The organism is Sphingomonas sp. CFBP8993, assembly GCF_034044895.1.
Lineage (GTDB): Bacteria > Pseudomonadota > Alphaproteobacteria > Sphingomonadales > Sphingomonadaceae > Sphingomonas.
Map to the genome: position 1 here is coordinate 546,667 of NZ_JAXCWU010000002.1, position 17,581 is coordinate 564,247.

Here is a 17,581-nt window from a genome sequence, read left to right on the forward strand (position 1 = left end):
AGTTGAGAATGGACGAGGTCAATCCCGGCCACGATGCCGCACCGGCGGCACCTGCCCGCGCCGGTGACGTCCTGCGCATGGCGCGCGAGGCGCAAGGGCTGTCGCTGGGCGATATCGGAGCGCGCACGCGTATCCCCAGCCGTCATCTCGCGGCGATCGAGGTTTCCGATTATCAGAGCCTGCCCTCGGCCACCTATGCGGTCGGTTTCGCCAAGGCCTATGCCCGCGCGGTCGGCGCCGACGAGGTCGCGATCGCGCAGTCGGTCCGTGCCGATGTCGACAAGCTGGGCCGCCGCGTCACCGAATATGTGCCGCAGGACATTGTCGACCCGTCGCGCGTGCCCTCGCGTGGGTTGGCGATCATCGGGATCGGGGTCGCGCTGGCGCTGCTGGTCCTGGCCGGGCTGTGGTACGGCACCGACCTGTTCCGCCGTGACCGTACCGCGCAGGAGGTGCCCGCCGCGACGCCGCTGACCAATGGCGACACGCCCGCTCCCGCCCCGACCGCCAGTCCGACGCCGGTCGCGGCGGGTAAGGTCGTCCTGACCGCCAATGGCGAGGTCTGGCTGCGCGTCTATGACGCCGACAACGTCACGCTGAAGATGGGCACGCTGAAGCCCGGCGAAAGCTATGAGGTCCCGGCCACCGCCAAAGGGCCGCTGCTGAATGTCGGTCGCCCGGACAAGCTGACCGTGACGGTCGGTGGCCAGGCGATCCCGCCGCTGGGCGACGGTTCGCGCGCCATCAAGGACGTGCCGCTCGACCCCGCCGCGATCGCAGCACGAATGTCGGGCGCACCGACCGCCACATCGGCCGCGCCGCGCACCCCGTTGCGGGAGCGGCCCGTACGGCGCAGCAGCGCGACGAATACCAGCGAGGCGAGCGGCACCACGGCGCCGTCGGCCGCGCCTGCCGCAACGCCGACGCCCGCCACCACCGCCCCCGCCGATCTGTAAGGCGGGGCCGCTTTTAGGGCTGGAGACAGCCGGGGCGGCGCGTTAACCATTGCGTGTCGCTTGAACAACCAGCCCACCGGGGGGTGAGACCGAATGCGTAATCTGTTGCTGGCCGGGGTCGCGGTCGTGATGCTGCTGCCGACCGCCGCCATCGCCCAGTCCAATGTCGAGGGCCGTGTCGGCAAGCTGGAAAGCGAGATGCGCGCGGTCCAGCGCAAGGTCTTCCCGAACGGGGCAGGCGGCTATGTCCAGCCCGAGATCACCGCGCCGCAGGCCCAGGCGCAGACGCTGGGCGTGCCCGCCTCCAGCGCGCTGAGCGACCTGACCTCGCGCGTGACCTCGCTCGAGGAGCAGATGGCGAACCTGACCGGCCAGATCGAGCAGAACGGCTATCGCACCCGTCAGCTCCAGGAGCAGTTCGATGCGTATAAGCGCGGCGTCGAGACGCGGTTGAAGGCGCTGGAGGCAGGCCCCGCGCCGATCGCGCCCGCCGGACAGAGCGCCCCGCTCGACACGCCTGCCCAGCCCGTGACCGGCACGACCCGCCCGACCAGGACCCCGGCGGCGCCGTCGGTCGTGACCGGCGATACCGCGACGACGATCCCGGCGGCGGCCGGTGGCGGTGCCGCTGTCGAAAAGCCGTCGACCGGGGATGCGGCGGAGGATGCCTATCTCTACGGCTACCGCCTGTGGCAGGCCAAGCGCTATCCCGAGGCGGAGGCCGCGCTGAAGAAGATGGTCGCGGACTATCCCAAGAGCCGCCGCGCCAGCTTCGCGCAGAACCTGCTGGGCCGCACCTATCTCGACTCGGGCAAGCCCAGCCTGGCCTCGATGGCATTCTACGAGAATTACAAGAAATTCCCGGACGGCGAGCGGGCGCCCGACAGTCTGCTGTATCTCGGCCAGGCGCTGACCAAGCTGAACAAGCCGACCGATGCCTGCAAGGTCTATGACGAGCTCAGCGACGTGTACGGCGCCAAGCTGTCCGCCGCGATGAAGGGGCAGATCGCCAGCGGACGCACCGCGGCGAAGTGCCAGTAAGGAACCAGTCGCGGGTATCTCCCGCACTACTCTAGCCTCACCCTTCCGGTGCTGCGCACCTCCCTCCCTCTCCCAATGGGAGAGGGAAGGGGCCCGCCTGCGATAGCGGGTGGGAAGGGTGAGGGGGGTCCGCACGCCACTTGTCGAGCGCAAAACCTCTTGCACTGGTGCGGCGGAAGGGCCAGATCACCCGCATCCCTGACCAGTTTTGAGAGCATCATGGCCACCGATGCCACGGCCGACGATCAGATTGCGCGCTTTGCCGCCGATCTGACGCTTCTTTTCGATTACCGGGCCGATACGGCGCCCCTGTTGCTGGCGGTGTCCGGTGGGCCCGACAGCATGGCGATGCTGACGCTGGCCGTGGCCGCCTTGCCGGGGCGGATCGCAGTGGCGACGGTCGACCATGGCCTGCGTCCCGAGGCGGCCGACGAGGTGCGCATGGTGGCCGACCACTGCGCCGCGCTGGGCGTGCCGCACCAGGGGCTTCACCCTGCGACGCCGATCGAGGGGGCAAGCCTCCAGTCGCAGGCGCGCGAGGCTCGCTATGCCCTTCTGGCCGCGCATGCCAGGGCGATCGGCGCGGCGGCGATCCTGACGGCGCATCATGCCGACGACCAGGCCGAGACGTTCCTGATGCGTGCGGCCCGCGGCGCGGGGCTGTCCGGCCTGTCGGGGGTGCGCGCCCGCACCGAGATTGCCGGGGCGGTGGTGCTGCGCCCGTTGCTCGACTGGCGCCGGGCCGAGCTGCGCCGGATCGTCCGCCGGGCCGAGGCACCATTCGTCGACGATCCCGCCAATTACGATCCGCGCCACGACCGCACGCGCTTCCGCCAGTTGCTCGACGGGCATGAATGGCTGGGCGTCGCGCAACTGGCGCGCGCCGCGCAGCAACTGGCCGAGGCGGATACCGACCTTCGCGCGACGGTCGACTGGTTGTGGTACGAACGTGTCCAGATCGACGAGGACAATGTCCGCATCCAGGCCGCCGACCTGCCGCGCGAGCTGGGGCGTCGGCTCGCCCGTCGCGCGATCGGCACCGTACGTGCCGCCGCCGGGATCGAGGCTCCGGCCTGGAGCGAGGGCAGCAACATCGAAAAGCTGCTAGAAGCGCTTGGCCAGGGCAGCCGCGCCACCCATGCCGGGGTGATCGCCAGCGTTCGGTCCGGTGTCTGGCGCTTCCGCCCGGCCCCGCCGCGCAAGACGGGCTGACCCAGTCCTTCCCAGGCATGGCGCAGGGGGGGGCGATAAGACCCGATCACATTGATCGGTCTTGTTCCATTGCCATTAACCTCGTCATGCCTATCTTGGACGCTGAAAGGTATCCGGCACCTATGAACGACAACGACAAGCAGCAGAGCCCCGATCCCAATGGGGGCGGCAACCCCTGGATGAAGAGCCTGTTGATCTGGGTGGGCATCCTAATGGCGCTCGCCCTGTTCGTCAGCTTGTCGGGCGCGGGTTCGTCGGCGCAAACCGGCAACCAGATCGAATATTCGACCTTCCTGGACAAGGTCGACGAGGGAACGGTGAAGACCGCCGTGATCTCGCGCGATTCGATCACGGGCACGCTGTCGTCGGGCGAGAAGTTCAAGACCAGCCCGGTGCCCGATTCCCAGCTGATCCCGCGTCTGCGCCAGAAGGGCGTGACCTTTACGGCCAAGGCCGAGGAAGGTCCCTCGATCTGGATGCTGATGCTTTACAATTCGCTGCCGTTCGTGCTGTTCATCGGTATCGCCTTCTTCGTTCTGCGCCAGATGCAGAAGGGTGGCGGGGCCAGCGGCGCGATGGGTTTCGGCAAGAGCCGCGCGCGGATGCTGACCCAGAAGGAAGGCAAGGTTACCTTCGACGATGTGGCCGGCATCGACGAGGCACGCGAAGAGCTGCAGGAAATCGTCGAGTTCCTGAAGGACCCGTCGAAGTTCGCCCGGCTGGGTGGCAAGATCCCGAAGGGCGCGCTGCTGGTCGGCTCGCCCGGCACCGGCAAGACGCTGCTCGCCCGCGCGATCGCGGGTGAGGCGGGCGTGCCCTTCTTCACCATTTCGGGTTCGGACTTTGTCGAGATGTTCGTCGGCGTCGGCGCGAGCCGCGTGCGCGACATGTTTGAGCAGGCCAAGAAGTCGGCGCCGTGCATCGTCTTCATCGACGAAATCGACGCGGTCGGCCGTCATCGTGGTGCCGGCTTGGGCAATGGCAATGACGAGCGCGAGCAGACGCTGAATCAGTTGCTGGTCGAGATGGATGGTTTCGAGGCCAATGAAGGCATCATCATCATCGCCGCGACCAACCGTCCCGACGTGCTCGACCCCGCATTGCTGCGTCCCGGCCGCTTCGACCGGCAGGTCGTGGTGCCGCGCCCGGATATCGATGGCCGCGTGAAGATCCTCGAAGTCCATATGAAGAAGGTGCCGCTGGCCCCCGACGTCGACGCCCGCGTCATCGCGCGCGGCACGCCGGGCTTCTCGGGCGCGGATCTCGCCAACCTGGTCAACGAGGCGGCGCTGATGGCGGCGCGCAAGGGCAAGCGCCTGGTCGCCAGCGCCGAGTTCGAGGAAGCCAAGGACAAGGTCATGATGGGCGCGGAACGCCGCTCGATGGTCATGACCGACGACGAGAAGCGGATGACCGCCTATCACGAGGCGGGCCATGCGATCATCGCGCTGCACGAACCGGCGTCCGACCCGATCCACAAGGCGACGATCATCCCGCGCGGTCGCGCGCTGGGCATGGTGATGCGCCTGCCGGAACGCGACTCGTACAGCTATCACCGCGACAAGATGTACGCGAACCTGGCGGTCGCCATGGGCGGACGTGTCGCCGAGGAGATCATCTTCGGTTATGACAAGGTGTCGAGCGGGGCCAGCGGCGACATTCAGTATGCCACGGGTCTGGCGCGCGACATGGTCACCAAATGGGGCATGTCGGACAAGGTCGGCCCGGTCGAATATGCCCAGCCGGAAGGCGAGAGCTTCCTGGGTTATTCGTCCAGCCAGCCGGTGCGCATGTCGAACCAGACCGCGCAGCTGATCGACGACGAGATCAAGTCGATCGTCGAGGGCGGCCTGCACCGTGCCAAGCACGTCCTGACCGAGCATGTCGACCAGCTCCACTTGCTGGCAGGCGCATTGCTCGAGTACGAGACGCTGTCGGGCGACGAGATCAAGAAGCTGATCGCGGGTGACGACATTGACCGGGAAGACCCCAAGACCAAGGCGGTCCCGATCGCCAAGGCGGGCACGTCGATCCCGAAGACCCGTCGTGGCAACGGCCCGTTTGGATCGCCGACTCCGCTGGGCGCCTGATCCTTAGGGGTTTGGGCATGGAGGGCCGTCCCCGCAAGGGGGCGGCTCTCTCTGTTTTGTCAGGCCTCCGGCATGGACTTGACCAATCTCGCGAATATGTCCTTTAACGTGACCAGAGAGGCCTCCGAACGGCGTTCCCGAACATCGCTTTTCGTGAACGAAGTAGGTGGCCACGCCCCGGTCCCTCCCTTCTTGCAAATTCCTGTCGCAATCCCCGGCGTCGCACATAGCCGCTTCTCCCCGCATCGGGGTCATGTCGAGAGGTTCCGCCAACGAATTGCAGCGTGCGATCGGGCGGGCCAAGCTCGTCAGAATTTGATCGACCTGATCCTGGAGCAAATCGACATTCGTTTCATTCCTCCCCTGCAAGGGGAGGTGGCAGGCCGAAGGCCTGACGGAGGGGTGTCCCGGCCTTGAGAGGCTGGTCAAACTTCGCGACCGGCGACACCCCTCCACCATGCTGCGCATGATCCCGGCTCCCTTGCCGGGAAGGAATTTCGGGGGAGAGGCCTGAATGTCGATGGACCCTGAATAGCGTCCTGCCACCCCGGCGAAGGCCGGGGTGGTGCTTCAGCAGACTCTCGATAGCGATCTCACCCGGCAGTCACGCCCGGCTGCCCTATCGAGGACAAGGCGTTCAGCTTCACCAAACGGCCGATGAATTCGTACGCGAGGCGAGTGCGCCGTGCGCGGTTGTGGCCGGTCTTGTGAAAGTCCTGAAAGCTCGGCGTCTCCACCCAGATCGCGGCTTGCAGCCATCCGGGCGACTCCGATTGGTTCAGACGGCGTGCCAGCCCGCCCGATGAGGCACTGTTTCGCCGTCCACGATCCGCGTGGCGTGCGTCGTCAGATGGCTGCGCGGGCATTTGGCCCGTGGGAAGTGCACATGGCGGTCGCCCGCTCACCATCCGGGAAACGACATGCGCCATCGACGTGACGTCGCCATGCAGTAGCGGGGAGGGGCGGCCTGCGCTCCACTCGAACATCATCATGGCGCGTGCCCCCTTCCGGTACAAGCGGGCCTATCCTATGCGCGCGCACCCGCTTATGCTCTGGTCCAGGGTCGCCGAGCGACGGACCCGGCCACAGCCGGGCGGGCGGCCATGGAGGATGGCCGCATGACCCATGGTTCCGACACAGACACGCTGCACGATCGGGCGGTCCGCATCTATGACGCCTTTACCCATGAGCATCACGATCGCCGCACCCTGCTGCGCCAGATGACCGTGCTGGCCGGGTCGGCAGCGGCGGCCGAGACGCTGATCCTGGGATTGGCGGCCAGCCCGGCAGCGGCGGCGGTGACCGACCCGCATGATGCACGGCTGCGCATCGACCGGCGCGAGGGTATAGAGGGCGGGGCCCGCTCCGCGGCCTATGTCGCGGCGCCGAAGGGCGCGAGGAAGCGGCTCGGCACGGTGCTGATCGTCCACGAAAATCGCGGGCTGACCCCGCATATCGAGGATGTGGCCCGCCGCCTGGCCCTGTCCGGGTTCCACGCCATCGCGCCCGACCTGCTGGCGCCGCAGGGCGGGACGCCGCCGGACGAGGACCGAGCCCGCACGATGATCGGCACGCTCGACTATGACCTGGCGCTGCGACAGGCGCGCGCGATGATGGCGCACGCCGCCGCCGACAAGGCGGGGACGGGCAAGGTGGGCGCGGTCGGCTTTTGCTGGGGCGGGGCGTTCGTCAACCGGCTGGCGGTCGCGTCGGGCGCTGCACTGGCGGCGGGCGTCGCCTATTATGGCCCGGCACCCGACCCGGCCGAGGCGGCGAAGGTGCGCAGCCCGCTGATGCTGCATTATGCGGGCAAGGACGCGCGGGTGAACGCCACCGGCGAGCCCTGGGTCGCCGCGCTGAAAGCCGCCGGGCGGACGGTCGAGGCGTTTACCTATCCCGGCGTCGACCATGCCTTCAACAATGACAGCTCGGCCGCGCGCTACGACGCGGCCGCCGCCGCTTTGGCCTGGGAGCGGACTACGCGCTTCCTGCACCAATATCTCGACCGGGCCTGAGCCCGAACGTTTTCCTGCCGGAGATCGATCGCATGGCTACCGACCTGACGCTGTACACCAATCCCCAGTCGCGCGGACGTATCGCCCGCTGGATGCTGGAGGAGACCGGTGCCGCCTACGACACGGTCGTCCTGGATTATGGAACGACGATGGTCGCCGACGCATATCGTGCGATCAACCCGATGATGAAAGTCCCCGCCATCGTCCATCAGGGGCGGGTGGTGACTGAGACGGCGGCGATCTGCGCCTATCTTGCCGAGGCCTTTCCCGATGCCGAGCTGGCGCCAATGCCGGAGGAGCGGGCGGCCTATTATCGCTGGCTGTTCTTCGGCGCTGGCCCGCTGGAGGCGGCGGCGACCAATCGCGCGCTGGGGGTGACGGTCAGCGTCGAGCAGCAGCGTATGGCGGGCTATGGCGATTTCGATCGTGCGATCGGCGTGATCAGTGATGCGGTGGCGAACACCGCCTATATCGCGGGGGACCGGTTCACGGCGGCCGACGTCTATGTCGGATCGCAACTGATGTGGTTCACCCAGTTCGGGCTGGTGCCGAAGACCGACGCGATCATGGCCTATATCGGCCGGTTGCAGGACCGCCCGGCCCATTGTCGCGCCGCCGCCCTGGACGATGGCGCGCCCGGGGAAGACCCAGCCTGACGAGCGTCCGCCCGACGCGTCAGATACGTCCCTGCATCAGGCGGTCGGATGGCCGCCATTGCTGCGCTCCAGCGCCGCGCACAGCATGTCGAGGCCAGCCGCGATATGGTTGCCCGCCAGCGGCATGTTCAGCTTGTCCGCCCCTTCCAAAGCCGCGCGTGCGAAGGAGATCACCTGTTCGAATGTCACGGGCTGGTCGTTCATCGACGAATCCTAACTTACATTACGCTGTACTTGTTCACGCCGGATAGCTGCTGTCTAGCAAACAAGTCGTAAACCGCGATAATGTTTTTCGCGATATGCAATTTTGTTGCTGTCTATAAGCCCTGCCCCGCTTTGGCACGGTAAAGGCGGGGCAGGGCCGATCGATCAGCGCATCAGGACCAGTTCCTCGGCCATGGTCGGGTGCAGCGCCACGGTGGCATCGAACTGCGCCTTGGTCAGTCCGGCCTTCACCGCGACGGCGGCGGCTTGCAGGATTTCGGGCACGTCGGGGCCGATCATGTGCAGGCCCACGACCCGGCCGGTGTCGCCGTCGCACACCATCTTGTAGAGCGAACGCTCCTCGCGGCCCGCCAGGACGTTCTTCATCGGGCGGAAGTCCGACGTATAGACCTGCACCGAGCCCAGCGTCTGGCGCGCCTGTGCCTCGGTCATGCCGACGCCCGCCATCGGCGGATGGCTGAAGACTGCCGCGGGGATGCAGTCGTAATCGACGCGGGTCGGCTTGCCCCCGAACACCGTGTCGGCAAAGGCCTGCCCCTCACGGATCGCGACGGGGGTCAACTGGACCCGGTTGGTCACGTCGCCCACCGCATAGATGCTGGGGCAGGTCGAGCGATTGTCCTCGTCTACCTTGATCGCGCCGTGATCGTCCAGCTCGACGCCCGCCGTCTCCAGCCCCAGGCCATGCGTGTTGGGCAGGCGGCCGGTCGCGAACATCACCATGTCGACGATCATCGGCTCGTGGTTGGACATCGACACCTTCAGGCAGCCATCGTCCATCTTCTCGATTCCCTCGAACGTCGCGTCGAAGCGGAACTCGATCCCCTTCATCATCGAGATCTGGAGCAGGCGGTCGCGGATCGTCAGGTCGTAGCCGCGCAGTATGTCCTTGCTGCGGTTGATCAGCGTGACGTGCGCGCCGAACTGGTGGAAGACACCGGCGAACTCGTTGGCGATATAGCCCGCGCCCGCGATCAGGACACGCTTGGGGATCGAATCGAGATGGAACGCCTCGTTCGAGGTGATGCCATGCTCGTGACCGGGGCAGGAGGGGACGGCGGGGTGCGCGCCGACCGCGATCAGGATCTTGTCGGCGGTCTTCTCGGTCCCATCGGCCAGGCGGACGCTGTGCGGGCCGGTGACGGTGGCGCGCTGGCCGATGATCTCGACATTGTGGCTCTCCAACGTCTTCTTGTAGGCGCCGTTCAACCGGTCGACTTCCGACAGGACGTTGTCGCGCAACGTCTCCCAGGAGAATTCGCATTCGCTCGGCACCTGCCAGCCGAAGCGGCGTGCGTCCTTCAGGTCCTCGGCGAAATGCGCGCCATAGACGAGCAGCTTCTTCGGCACGCAACCACGAATGACGCAGGTGCCGCCGACCCGATATTCCTCGGCCACCGCCACGCGCGCGCCATGCGCCGCGGCGACGCGCGAGGCACGCGTGCCGCCCGAGCCCGCCCCGATGACGAACAGGTCATAGTCATAGTCAGCCATGCGAACGGTTTCTCCGGGGAATTGGGGCGACAGGCCCGCCTGAATGCACAACGGGGAACGCCGAGCCAAGTTCAGCGTCCCCCTGACAGTGATCGAAAACTCAAATTCCTCCCCTGTAAGGGGAGGGGGACCAGCGAAGCTGGTGGAGGGGTGTCGCCCTCTCGATGGCGGGACACCCCTCCGTCAGGCCTTCGGCCTGCCACCTCCCCTGCCAGGGGAGGAATGACAGTTACTCTCCGAAGGCCCGCTTGATCAGGTCTTCGGTCGACGGGTCGAAGTCCTGTCCGCCCTGGTCGGCGGCCTTGGCCATTTCCTTGCCCAGCTCGACGCCGAACTGGTCGAAGCTGTTGATGCCCAGCAGCACGCCGTTCACGAACACGCGGTGCTCGTAAAAGGCGATCAGCGCGCCCAGCGTGCGCGGGTCGAGCGTGTCGAGCAGGATGGTCGAGGACGGACGATCGCCCGAATAGCTGCGCGCGGGGTCGTCGGTCTTCTTGCCCTTCATCAGCGCGGCACCCTGCGCGAACGCATTGAGCAGCAGCTGGCGGTGGTGATCGTCGCTCAGGATGTCGCCCGGCTCGATCACCGCGATGAATTCGACCGGCACCAGGTGCGTACCCTGGTGCAGAAGCTGGAACACCGCATGCTGCGCATCGGTGCCGACCCCGCCCCAGGTGATCGCGGCGGTGGGGCGACCCACGGCCTCGCCATCGACGGTCACGCCCTTGCCGTTCGACTCCATTTCCAGCTGCTGGAGATAGGAGGGCAGGAGGCGCAGCCGCTCGTCATAGGCGAACGGCGCGCGCGTCTCGGCATGGCGGACCTGGGTGTAGTACAGGTCGGCAAAGGCGGCGAGCGCGGGGGCGTTCTGCGACAGGTCGGTCAGGCGGAAGTGGCGGTCCATCTCGGCCGCGCCCTCCAGCAGTTCCTCGAACGCGTCCCAGCCAAGGCCCAGCGCGGCGGGAAAGCCGATGGTCGACCATAGCGAATAACGCCCGCCGACCGACTCAGCGAAGGGCAGGATGCGGGTTTCGTCGATGCCCCATTCCACCGCCTTGTCCGGGCTGGCGGTCAGCGCGATGACGCGGCCATAGGGATCCTCCACGCCGTTCTCGGTCATCCACTGCAGCGCCGAGGTGGCGTTCAGCATCGTCTCGGTGGTGGTGAAGGTCTTGGAGGCGACGACCAGCAAAGTGGCGGCGGGGTCGAAGCGCTTGAACACCTCCTCCAGCGCGACGCCGTCGACATTGGACACGATCGCGACGTCATAACGGTCGCTGTCGCGGCCCAGTGCATCGACCAGCAGGTCGGGGCCCAGCGCCGAGCCGCCGATGCCGATGTGCAGGACATGGCGGATCGGCCCCAGCGCCTCTGCCTCGATCGCGTCGATCAGCGCGCGCATCCGGGTGTGCGACTGGCGCGCGGTGGCGACGCTCTCGGGATTGCCCTCGCCACGCTCGGCGGTGTGCTCGACCGCGCGGCCCTCGGTGACGTTGACGACCTCGCCACCGAACAGCGCGTCGCGCTTGGCGGCCAGCCCCTTGGCCTTGGCGAGGTCGGCGAAGGCGACGACCGCTTCGGGCGTCAGATGGGTCTTGGACCAGTCGAAATGGATGCCCGCCACATCCAGGCTGAGCGAGGCCAGCCGGTTGGGATCATTCGCGAAAAGATCGAGAAGCGGGGTCTGCGGGAGCGATTCGATCGTCGACCAGTCGGCAGCCATGATGCCTGTTCCTTCCTTGACGTGCCCGGTGGGGCTTCGCTCATGGCGTTAGCCAAAGCGGGCGGGCAAAGCCAAGCCTTAGATTGGTATGGTGGGAAGCGGGCGGCTGCCGTGGCGCTGAATCGCGTTTGCCTGATCCGCGACGGTCATGCCACCAATGGGTTCGGCGAAGGGAGAGTCGCCGAGTCGGGGAGACGGAAGGATGCGCGTTCGGACGTTCGTGGCGAGCTTGGCAATGATGGCGGGTAATGTCGCACCGCAAGCGGCTATCGCGGCCGAGCCGCCGCTCGTTCTTGCCCCCTCGTCAAAATGGCAGGTCGATTATGCGCCGAACGAATGTCGCCTGATCCGCATCTTCGGAGAGGGCAAGGATCGCACCATCCTGCAACTCAGTCGCTATGATCCGGCCGATCGACTGGAGATGCTGCTGGCGGGGCCGCATATTCCGGCGACGGACAAGCGGGTGCCGGTATCCGTCGCGACGTCCACCATGGCCGACGTGCCCGGCATCCAGGCCCAGGGATTCGCCAGCACGGGCCAGATCCCCGCGACGCTGCGCTTCCGACCGGACGACGACCTGCCCAAGGCGTTTCGCAGCGACGTCGCGGCAGGCAAGCCGACGATCATGCGGGTCAATTTCGTCCGGCGCTACGTGGCGCAGTTCGACCTAGGCCCGATGAAGGGTGCGCTGGCGGCGCTCGATCAATGTTCCGACGATCTCATCAAGTCCTGGGGACTCGATCCGGCGGCGCTGCGTCAGGCGACACGCGGTCCCCGGCCGGTCGGCAACATCGCCACCTGGTTTCGGCCGGAGGACTATCCCGCAGGCGCGGCGAATATCGGCATGGCCGGGGCCGTCATCATCCGGCTGCTGATCGGTGCCGATGGCCGTATCCGGAATTGCGCGGTGACCAAGTCCGGCGGGGATAAGGTGTTTCAGGACGCCACATGCCAGGCGGCCACGAAGCGGGGCAGCTTCGAACCCGCGATCGGCGCGGATGGCAAGCCGATGGCATCGGTCTGGGTGCAGCGGATCAACTGGGAGCCCGGCGCGCCGTTCTTCATCGTCCGCTGACGGCGGCTCGCCGGTGCGACCGGTAGTCGGGCCGGTGGCGGGTCAGCGATGCTTGCCCGCTACCGGATCGCGGACCACGCCGACATCGGCGAAACGCTTCGGCTCGGCGGGGTGGGGCTTGGGTTCGGCGAGTTCGCGCTGCCAATAGCCGACGTCGATCCAGCGGCCATGCTTGTGGCCGACCTCGCGAAAGACGCCCGCGCGGCGGAAGCCGACGGCTTCGTGCAGCTTGATCGAGCCGTCATTGGGCAGCGCGATCACACCCATCGCCTGGGTGAAGCCCTGCGCGGTCAGCGTGTCGACCAGCGCCTCGTACAGCAGCCGCCCGATGCCCGAACGCTGCGACACATCGGCGACGTAGATCGTCGTCTCGACCACCCAGCGATAGGCCTCGCGCTCGCGGAAGCGTGCGGCATAGGCATAGCCGATCACGGCTTCCTCCTGCGCTTCGCCATCGACTCCGTCCTGACTGCGCAGCGTCGCCACGATCCAGGGATACAGCCCATCCGCGCCTTCCATCCGCAAACGCATCGTGTCGGCGTCGGGAGCCTGGGTCTCGAACGAGACGACGCCCGCCAGGACATGCGGGGCATAGATGGCCGCGATGGCGGCAGCGTCATCGGGGCGGGCGGCGCGGATGGCGATCATGCTGGAATGGAACTCCGAAAGGGATGGGCCTGCGTAGCGCGGGGATGCGCGGTTCGGGAAGGGCCAACTTTCTACGCCCATTTGCACGATACCCCCCCTCCGGTTGCTCAGGCTGAACGGAGGGGGGGATGTCGGCCTCACTTCCTCGTGAAGGTTACAGGCCCAGTCGCGTGATCAGCAGGTCAAGCAAGCGTGCATCGCCCGCCTTCGCCACCGGACCCAGCCCGCCGCATTCCAGGCAACGCGCCTGGACCGAGCCGCCCTTGGCCAGCCGGGTCACGTCGCCCAGCGCGCGGGCGACGATGGCGCGGCGCTCGGCGGCGGCGATGGCGAAGACGTCGCCGCCCTGCTGGCCGTCATCGTCGCTCTCGAACCCTTCGGCCAGGAAGGCGGCGAAGCCCGGCTTCTTTTCCAGATATTCGGCATGGACCTTGGCCGGGTCCAGCTTGGCGCGGCGGGCGGCCTCGGCGATGGCGTCGGACAGGTTGCCGAAGCGGTCGACCAGGCCGATCTGGCGCGCGGTGCCGCCGTCCCACACACGACCCTGAGCGATGGTGTCGACCTTTTCGGGAGTCATGTGGCGCGACTGGGCGACGCGGGTCAGGAACTGGCGATAGCCGTTCTCGATCCCCGCCTGCAGGATGGTGTCGAGCATCGGCGTCGTCCCGCTCAGCACGTCGGGCTGGCCGGTCAGCGGCGTGGTCTTCACCCCGTCGGTGGTGATGCCGATCTTGGCCAGCGTGTTCTCGAAGGTCGGGATGATGCCGAAGATGCCGATCGAGCCGGTGATCGTGCCGGGTTCGGCGAAGATCACGTCGGCGGGCGTCGACACCCAGTAACCGCCCGAGGCGGCAAGGCCGCCCATCGACACGACGACGGGCAGCTTCTGGCGCTTGGCCTCCAGGATCGCCTGGCGGATCTGTTCGGACGCCAGCACCGAGCCGCCGGGCGAGGCGACGCGCACGACCAGCGCCTTCAGGTTCTTCTTGGCCAGCCCGTCGAGCAGCGCCTTCGACACCGTCTCGCCCGCGGCGGTGCCGGGGCCCGCCTCGCCATCGACGATGTCGCCCGCGATGGTCAGCACGCCAATCGCGTCGCCTGCGGTCGGCAGCGGGTTGGCCTTGACCCAGGCGGCATAGGAAATGGTGCGGAAGGAGCCGACGGGCTTGTTCGCCTCGGCACCGGCGATCTCGGCCACGCGCTTGCCGAAGGCCAGCTTGTCGCCCAGCTTGTCGACCAGGGCGGCCTTCAGATTGGCCTCGGCGATGTTGCCGTTCGCGGCGAGCACGGCGCGGTCGGGCTGGGTGAGGAAGGCGTCGATCTGCGCCTTGGGCCGCGCCTTGGCCACCGCTTCGCGCCACTGGGCGAACAGCGTGCCGTACAGCGCCTGTGCCGCCGCCCGCGCATCGGGGCTCTGGTCGGCGCGGATATAGGGCTCGACAAACGACTTGAACTTGCCGACGCGGTAGACATGGGTGGTGACGCCCAGTTTGTCGATCAGCCCCTTGTAATAGAGCTGGTTGCCGCCCGGCCCGGTGAACAGCGTGCCGCCCAGCGGATTGACCCAGATCTCGCTGGCATTGGCGGCCAGCCGATAGGCGCCGTCGGTATAGGCGGTGGCATAGGCCAGCACCGGCTTGCCGCCCTTGCGGAAGCGCGTCATCGCCTCGCCGATTTCCTGCAACGAGGCCGGATAGGCGCCGCCGAAGGAGTCGAGGTCGAGGACCAGCACCTTGACGCGGGCGTCGTCGCGCGCGGTGTCGATCGCGCGCACCACATCGCGCAGGCGATACTGGCGCGGCGTGTCGCCGCCGCTCGTCAACATGGCCAGCGGGGCGATCGCCTCGGGCTGTTCGACGATCGGACCGTCCAGTTTCAGGAGCAGCGCGCCGTCGGTGATCGCCTTGCTGCCCGGCCGCGCATTGAGCGCCGCGAAGATCAGCCCGAAGAACAGCAGCATCGCGACCAGGACCAGCAGGTCCTTGATGCCCACCAGCAGCCGCCATGCACCGCGCACCAGCCGCCAGCCGCTGCGCTTGCCGGGCCTGCGCCCCGGTCGGCTGAAATCCTGGTCGAGCGGGGAGGCGGGCGGAAGAGCGTCTGCGCGAGCGTCGGTCATGTCCCATCGCTACCCCAGCCGCGAGGGCTGAGCAATGGCCCGTATTAGGCAGCCAATACGCGGCACAAACCCGGGATTTTGTTCCCGGATCGGGCGTGCGGCGGCAAATTTTTTATGGACGGGTCGTTGACGCCCAGTGGCGCCGTTCACATATCCGGGGTGTTGGCACTCGCATGGCTCGAGTGCCAGAAAAGTGTAACATGCCAGATAAAGGGACATGGCAATGAACTTTCGTCCGTTGCACGACCGCGTTCTCGTCCGTCGCGTCGAGGCCGAGGAAAAGACGGCCGGTGGGATCATCATCCCGGACACCGCCAAGGAAAAGCCCCAGGAGGGCGAGGTCGTCGCCGCCGGTTCGGGCGCGAAGGCCGAAGACGGCAAGGTCACCCCGCTGGACGTGAAGGCGGGCGACCGCATCCTGTTCGGCAAGTGGTCGGGCACCGAGGTCAAGGTGAACGGTGAAGACCTGCTCATCATGAAGGAATCGGACATCCTCGGCATCATCGGCTGAGCGACCGGTCCTTCTTTTTCCGTTTTTCTGACAATTCCAGATTGAAAGGGTAGCCATCATGGCAGCCAAGGAAGTCAAGTTTTCGCGCGACGCGCGTGAGCGCATCATGAAGGGCGTCGACATCCTCGCCGATGCCGTCAAGGTCACGCTGGGCCCCAAGGGCCGCAACGTCGTGATCGACAAGTCGTTCGGTGCGCCCCGCATCACCAAGGACGGCGTTTCGGTCGCCAAGGAAATCGAACTCAAGGACAAGTTCGAAAACATGGGCGCCCAGATGGTGCGCGAAGTGGCGTCGAAGACCAACGACATCGCCGGTGACGGCACCACCACCGCGACCGTCCTGGCCCAGGCGATCGTCCGCGAGGGCATGAAGTCGGTCGCGGCCGGCATGAACCCGATGGACCTGAAGCGCGGCATCGACATCGCCGTCGCCAAGGTGACCGAGGACATCAAGGCCCGCTCGAAGCCCGTGTCGGGTTCGTCGGAAGTGGCGCAGGTCGGCATCATCTCGGCCAATGGCGACCGTGAAGTCGGCGAGAAGATCGCCGAAGCCATGGAAAAGGTCGGCAAGGAAGGCGTGATCACCGTCGAGGAAGCGAAGGGTCTCGATTTCGAGCTCGACGTCGTCGAGGGCATGCAGTTCGATCGCGGCTATCTGTCGCCCTACTTCATCACCAACCCGGAGAAGATGACGGTCGAACTCAACGACCCGTACATCCTGATCCACGAGAAGAAGCTGTCGAACCTGCAGGCGATGCTCCCGATCCTGGAAGCCGTCGTCCAGTCGGGCCGTCCGCTCCTGATCATCGCCGAGGACATCGAGGGCGAGGCTCTGGCCACGCTCGTCGTCAACAAGCTGCGCGGTGGCCTGAAGGTCGCAGCGGTCAAGGCGCCGGGCTTCGGCGATCGTCGCAAGGCGATGCTGGAAGACATCGCCATCCTGACCGCGGGCGAGCTGATCTCGGAAGACCTGGGCATCAAGCTCGAAACCGTCACCGTCGGCATGCTGGGCACCGCCAAGCGCGTCACGATCGACAAGGACAACACCATCATCGTCGATGGTGCGGGTGATGCCGACGCGATCAAGGGTCGCACCGAGGCGATCCGTGCGCAGATCGAGAACACCACCAGCGACTATGACCGCGAGAAGCTCCAGGAGCGTCTGGCCAAGCTCGCTGGCGGCGTGGCCGTCATCAAGGTCGGTGGTGCGACCGAGGTCGAGGTCAAGGAGCGCAAGGACCGCGTCGACGACGCGCTGCACGCGACCCGCGCGGCCGTCGAAGAGGGCATCGTCCCCGGTGGTGGTACGGCGCTGCTGTACGCGACCAAGGCGCTCGACGGCGTCAAGGGCATCAACGACGACCAGACCCGTGGTATCGACATCGTCCGCAAGTCGCTGACCGCGCTGGTTCGCCAGATCGCTCAGAACGCCGGTCATGACGGTGCCGTCGTGTCGGGCAAGCTGCTCGACCAGGACGACACCTCGTTCGGCTTCAACGCGTCGACCGACACCTATGAGAACCTGGTGGCCGCCGGCGTCATCGACCCGACCAAGGTCGTGCGCACTGCGCTCCAGAATGCGGCGTCGGTCGCGGGCCTGCTGATCACCACGGAAGCCACCGTGGCCGAGCTGCCCGACGACAAGCCCGCCATGCCCGCCGGTGGCGGCATGGGCGGCATGGGTGGCATGGACTTCTAAGTCGGATATCGGCGACCGGCGGGGGGCGACCTCTGCCGGGAACCGGTCCGGCCTGTCCTTGCGGCACAGCCAAAGAAGAAGGGCCTGGGGAGAAATCCCCGGGCCCTTTTTGTGTTT

The 17,581-nt window shown here is 66.9% G+C and carries 15 protein-coding genes; 9 read left to right on the forward strand and 6 right to left on the reverse strand.

Features of this window, described 5'->3' with window-relative positions; genetic code table 11:
- Window positions 1-8: 8 nt before the first annotated feature.
- The 4 genes from SOM26_RS05695 to ftsH all read left to right on the forward strand — a co-directional run bounded on the left by SOM26_RS05695 (window position 9) and on the right by ftsH (window position 5,299).
- On the forward strand, window positions 9-956 hold the full coding sequence (locus SOM26_RS05695) for a helix-turn-helix domain-containing protein (protein WP_320451750.1): 948 nt from the start codon (window positions 9-11) through the stop codon (window positions 954-956).
- A gap of 93 nt (window positions 957-1,049) precedes the next feature.
- Window positions 1,050-1,997, forward strand: coding sequence for a tetratricopeptide repeat protein (locus SOM26_RS05700; protein ID WP_320451751.1), 948 nt, complete (start codon window positions 1,050-1,052; stop codon window positions 1,995-1,997).
- Window positions 1,998-2,216: 219 nt separating this feature from the next.
- Window positions 2,217-3,209 (forward strand): tRNA lysidine(34) synthetase TilS, encoded by a 993-nt coding sequence (tilS, locus tag SOM26_RS05705; protein ID WP_320451752.1) that lies wholly within the window; start codon window positions 2,217-2,219, stop codon window positions 3,207-3,209.
- Between the two features lie 122 nt (window positions 3,210-3,331).
- Window positions 3,332-5,299: an ATP-dependent zinc metalloprotease FtsH gene (gene ftsH, locus SOM26_RS05710; protein ID WP_320451753.1), complete on the forward strand. Its 1,968-nt coding sequence runs from the start codon at window positions 3,332-3,334 to the stop codon at window positions 5,297-5,299.
- Between the two features lie 593 nt (window positions 5,300-5,892).
- On the opposite strand, the gene SOM26_RS05715 is transcribed toward ftsH, so the two are convergent.
- Window positions 5,893-6,291 carry a hypothetical protein gene (locus SOM26_RS05715; protein WP_320451754.1) on the reverse strand — a complete coding sequence of 133 codons (399 nt, stop codon included), beginning with the start codon at window positions 6,289-6,291 and terminating at the stop codon, window positions 5,893-5,895.
- 126 nt (window positions 6,292-6,417) lie between these two features.
- On the opposite strand from SOM26_RS05715, the gene SOM26_RS05720 reads away from it, so the two are divergent.
- Together SOM26_RS05720 and SOM26_RS05725 are read left to right on the forward strand one after the other, a co-directional pair.
- Window positions 6,418-7,314 carry a dienelactone hydrolase family protein gene (locus tag SOM26_RS05720; RefSeq protein WP_320451755.1) on the forward strand — a complete coding sequence of 299 codons (897 nt, stop codon included), beginning with the start codon at window positions 6,418-6,420 and terminating at the stop codon, window positions 7,312-7,314.
- 32 nt (window positions 7,315-7,346) lie between these two features.
- Entirely contained in the window at window positions 7,347-7,970 is a 624-nt protein-coding gene (locus SOM26_RS05725; protein WP_320451756.1) for a glutathione S-transferase family protein, read from the forward strand.
- A 36-nt stretch (window positions 7,971-8,006) separates the two neighbouring features.
- On the opposite strand, the gene SOM26_RS05730 is transcribed toward SOM26_RS05725, so the two are convergent.
- The 3 genes from SOM26_RS05730 to pgi form a co-directional block, all read right to left on the reverse strand.
- The gene (locus tag SOM26_RS05730) at window positions 8,007-8,174 is read right to left on the reverse strand and encodes a hypothetical protein (protein ID WP_320451757.1); all 168 of its coding nucleotides are present in this window, start codon (window positions 8,172-8,174) and stop codon (window positions 8,007-8,009) included.
- A 165-nt stretch (window positions 8,175-8,339) separates the two neighbouring features.
- Window positions 8,340-9,689: a glutathione-disulfide reductase gene (gene gor, locus SOM26_RS05735; RefSeq protein WP_320451758.1), complete on the reverse strand. Its 1,350-nt coding sequence runs from the start codon at window positions 9,687-9,689 to the stop codon at window positions 8,340-8,342.
- Between the two features lie 229 nt (window positions 9,690-9,918).
- On the reverse strand, window positions 9,919-11,412 hold the full coding sequence (gene pgi / locus SOM26_RS05740) for a glucose-6-phosphate isomerase (RefSeq protein WP_320451759.1): 1,494 nt from the start codon (window positions 11,410-11,412) through the stop codon (window positions 9,919-9,921).
- A gap of 202 nt (window positions 11,413-11,614) precedes the next feature.
- Between pgi and SOM26_RS05745 the strand changes: the two genes are divergently transcribed.
- Window positions 11,615-12,487: an energy transducer TonB gene (locus tag SOM26_RS05745; protein WP_320451760.1), complete on the forward strand. Its 873-nt coding sequence runs from the start codon at window positions 11,615-11,617 to the stop codon at window positions 12,485-12,487.
- Between the two features lie 42 nt (window positions 12,488-12,529).
- Here the strand turns inward: SOM26_RS05745 and SOM26_RS05750 are convergent, their stop codons facing one another.
- Window positions 12,530-13,135, reverse strand: coding sequence for a GNAT family N-acetyltransferase (locus SOM26_RS05750; RefSeq protein WP_320451761.1), 606 nt, complete (start codon window positions 13,133-13,135; stop codon window positions 12,530-12,532).
- A 154-nt stretch (window positions 13,136-13,289) separates the two neighbouring features.
- Window positions 13,290-15,254, reverse strand: coding sequence for a signal peptide peptidase SppA (gene sppA / locus SOM26_RS05755; protein WP_320451762.1), 1,965 nt, complete (start codon window positions 15,252-15,254; stop codon window positions 13,290-13,292).
- A gap of 223 nt (window positions 15,255-15,477) precedes the next feature.
- Here sppA and groES point away from each other — a divergent pair, with 223 nt between their 5' ends.
- Together groES and groL are read left to right on the forward strand one after the other, a co-directional pair.
- Window positions 15,478-15,765, forward strand: a complete 288-nt coding sequence (gene groES / locus SOM26_RS05760) for a co-chaperone GroES (RefSeq protein WP_042484184.1) — start codon at window positions 15,478-15,480, stop codon at window positions 15,763-15,765.
- Between the two features lie 58 nt (window positions 15,766-15,823).
- The gene (gene groL, locus SOM26_RS05765) at window positions 15,824-17,464 is read left to right on the forward strand and encodes a chaperonin GroEL (RefSeq protein ID WP_320451763.1); all 1,641 of its coding nucleotides are present in this window, start codon (window positions 15,824-15,826) and stop codon (window positions 17,462-17,464) included.
- Window positions 17,465-17,581 lie beyond the last annotated feature (117 nt).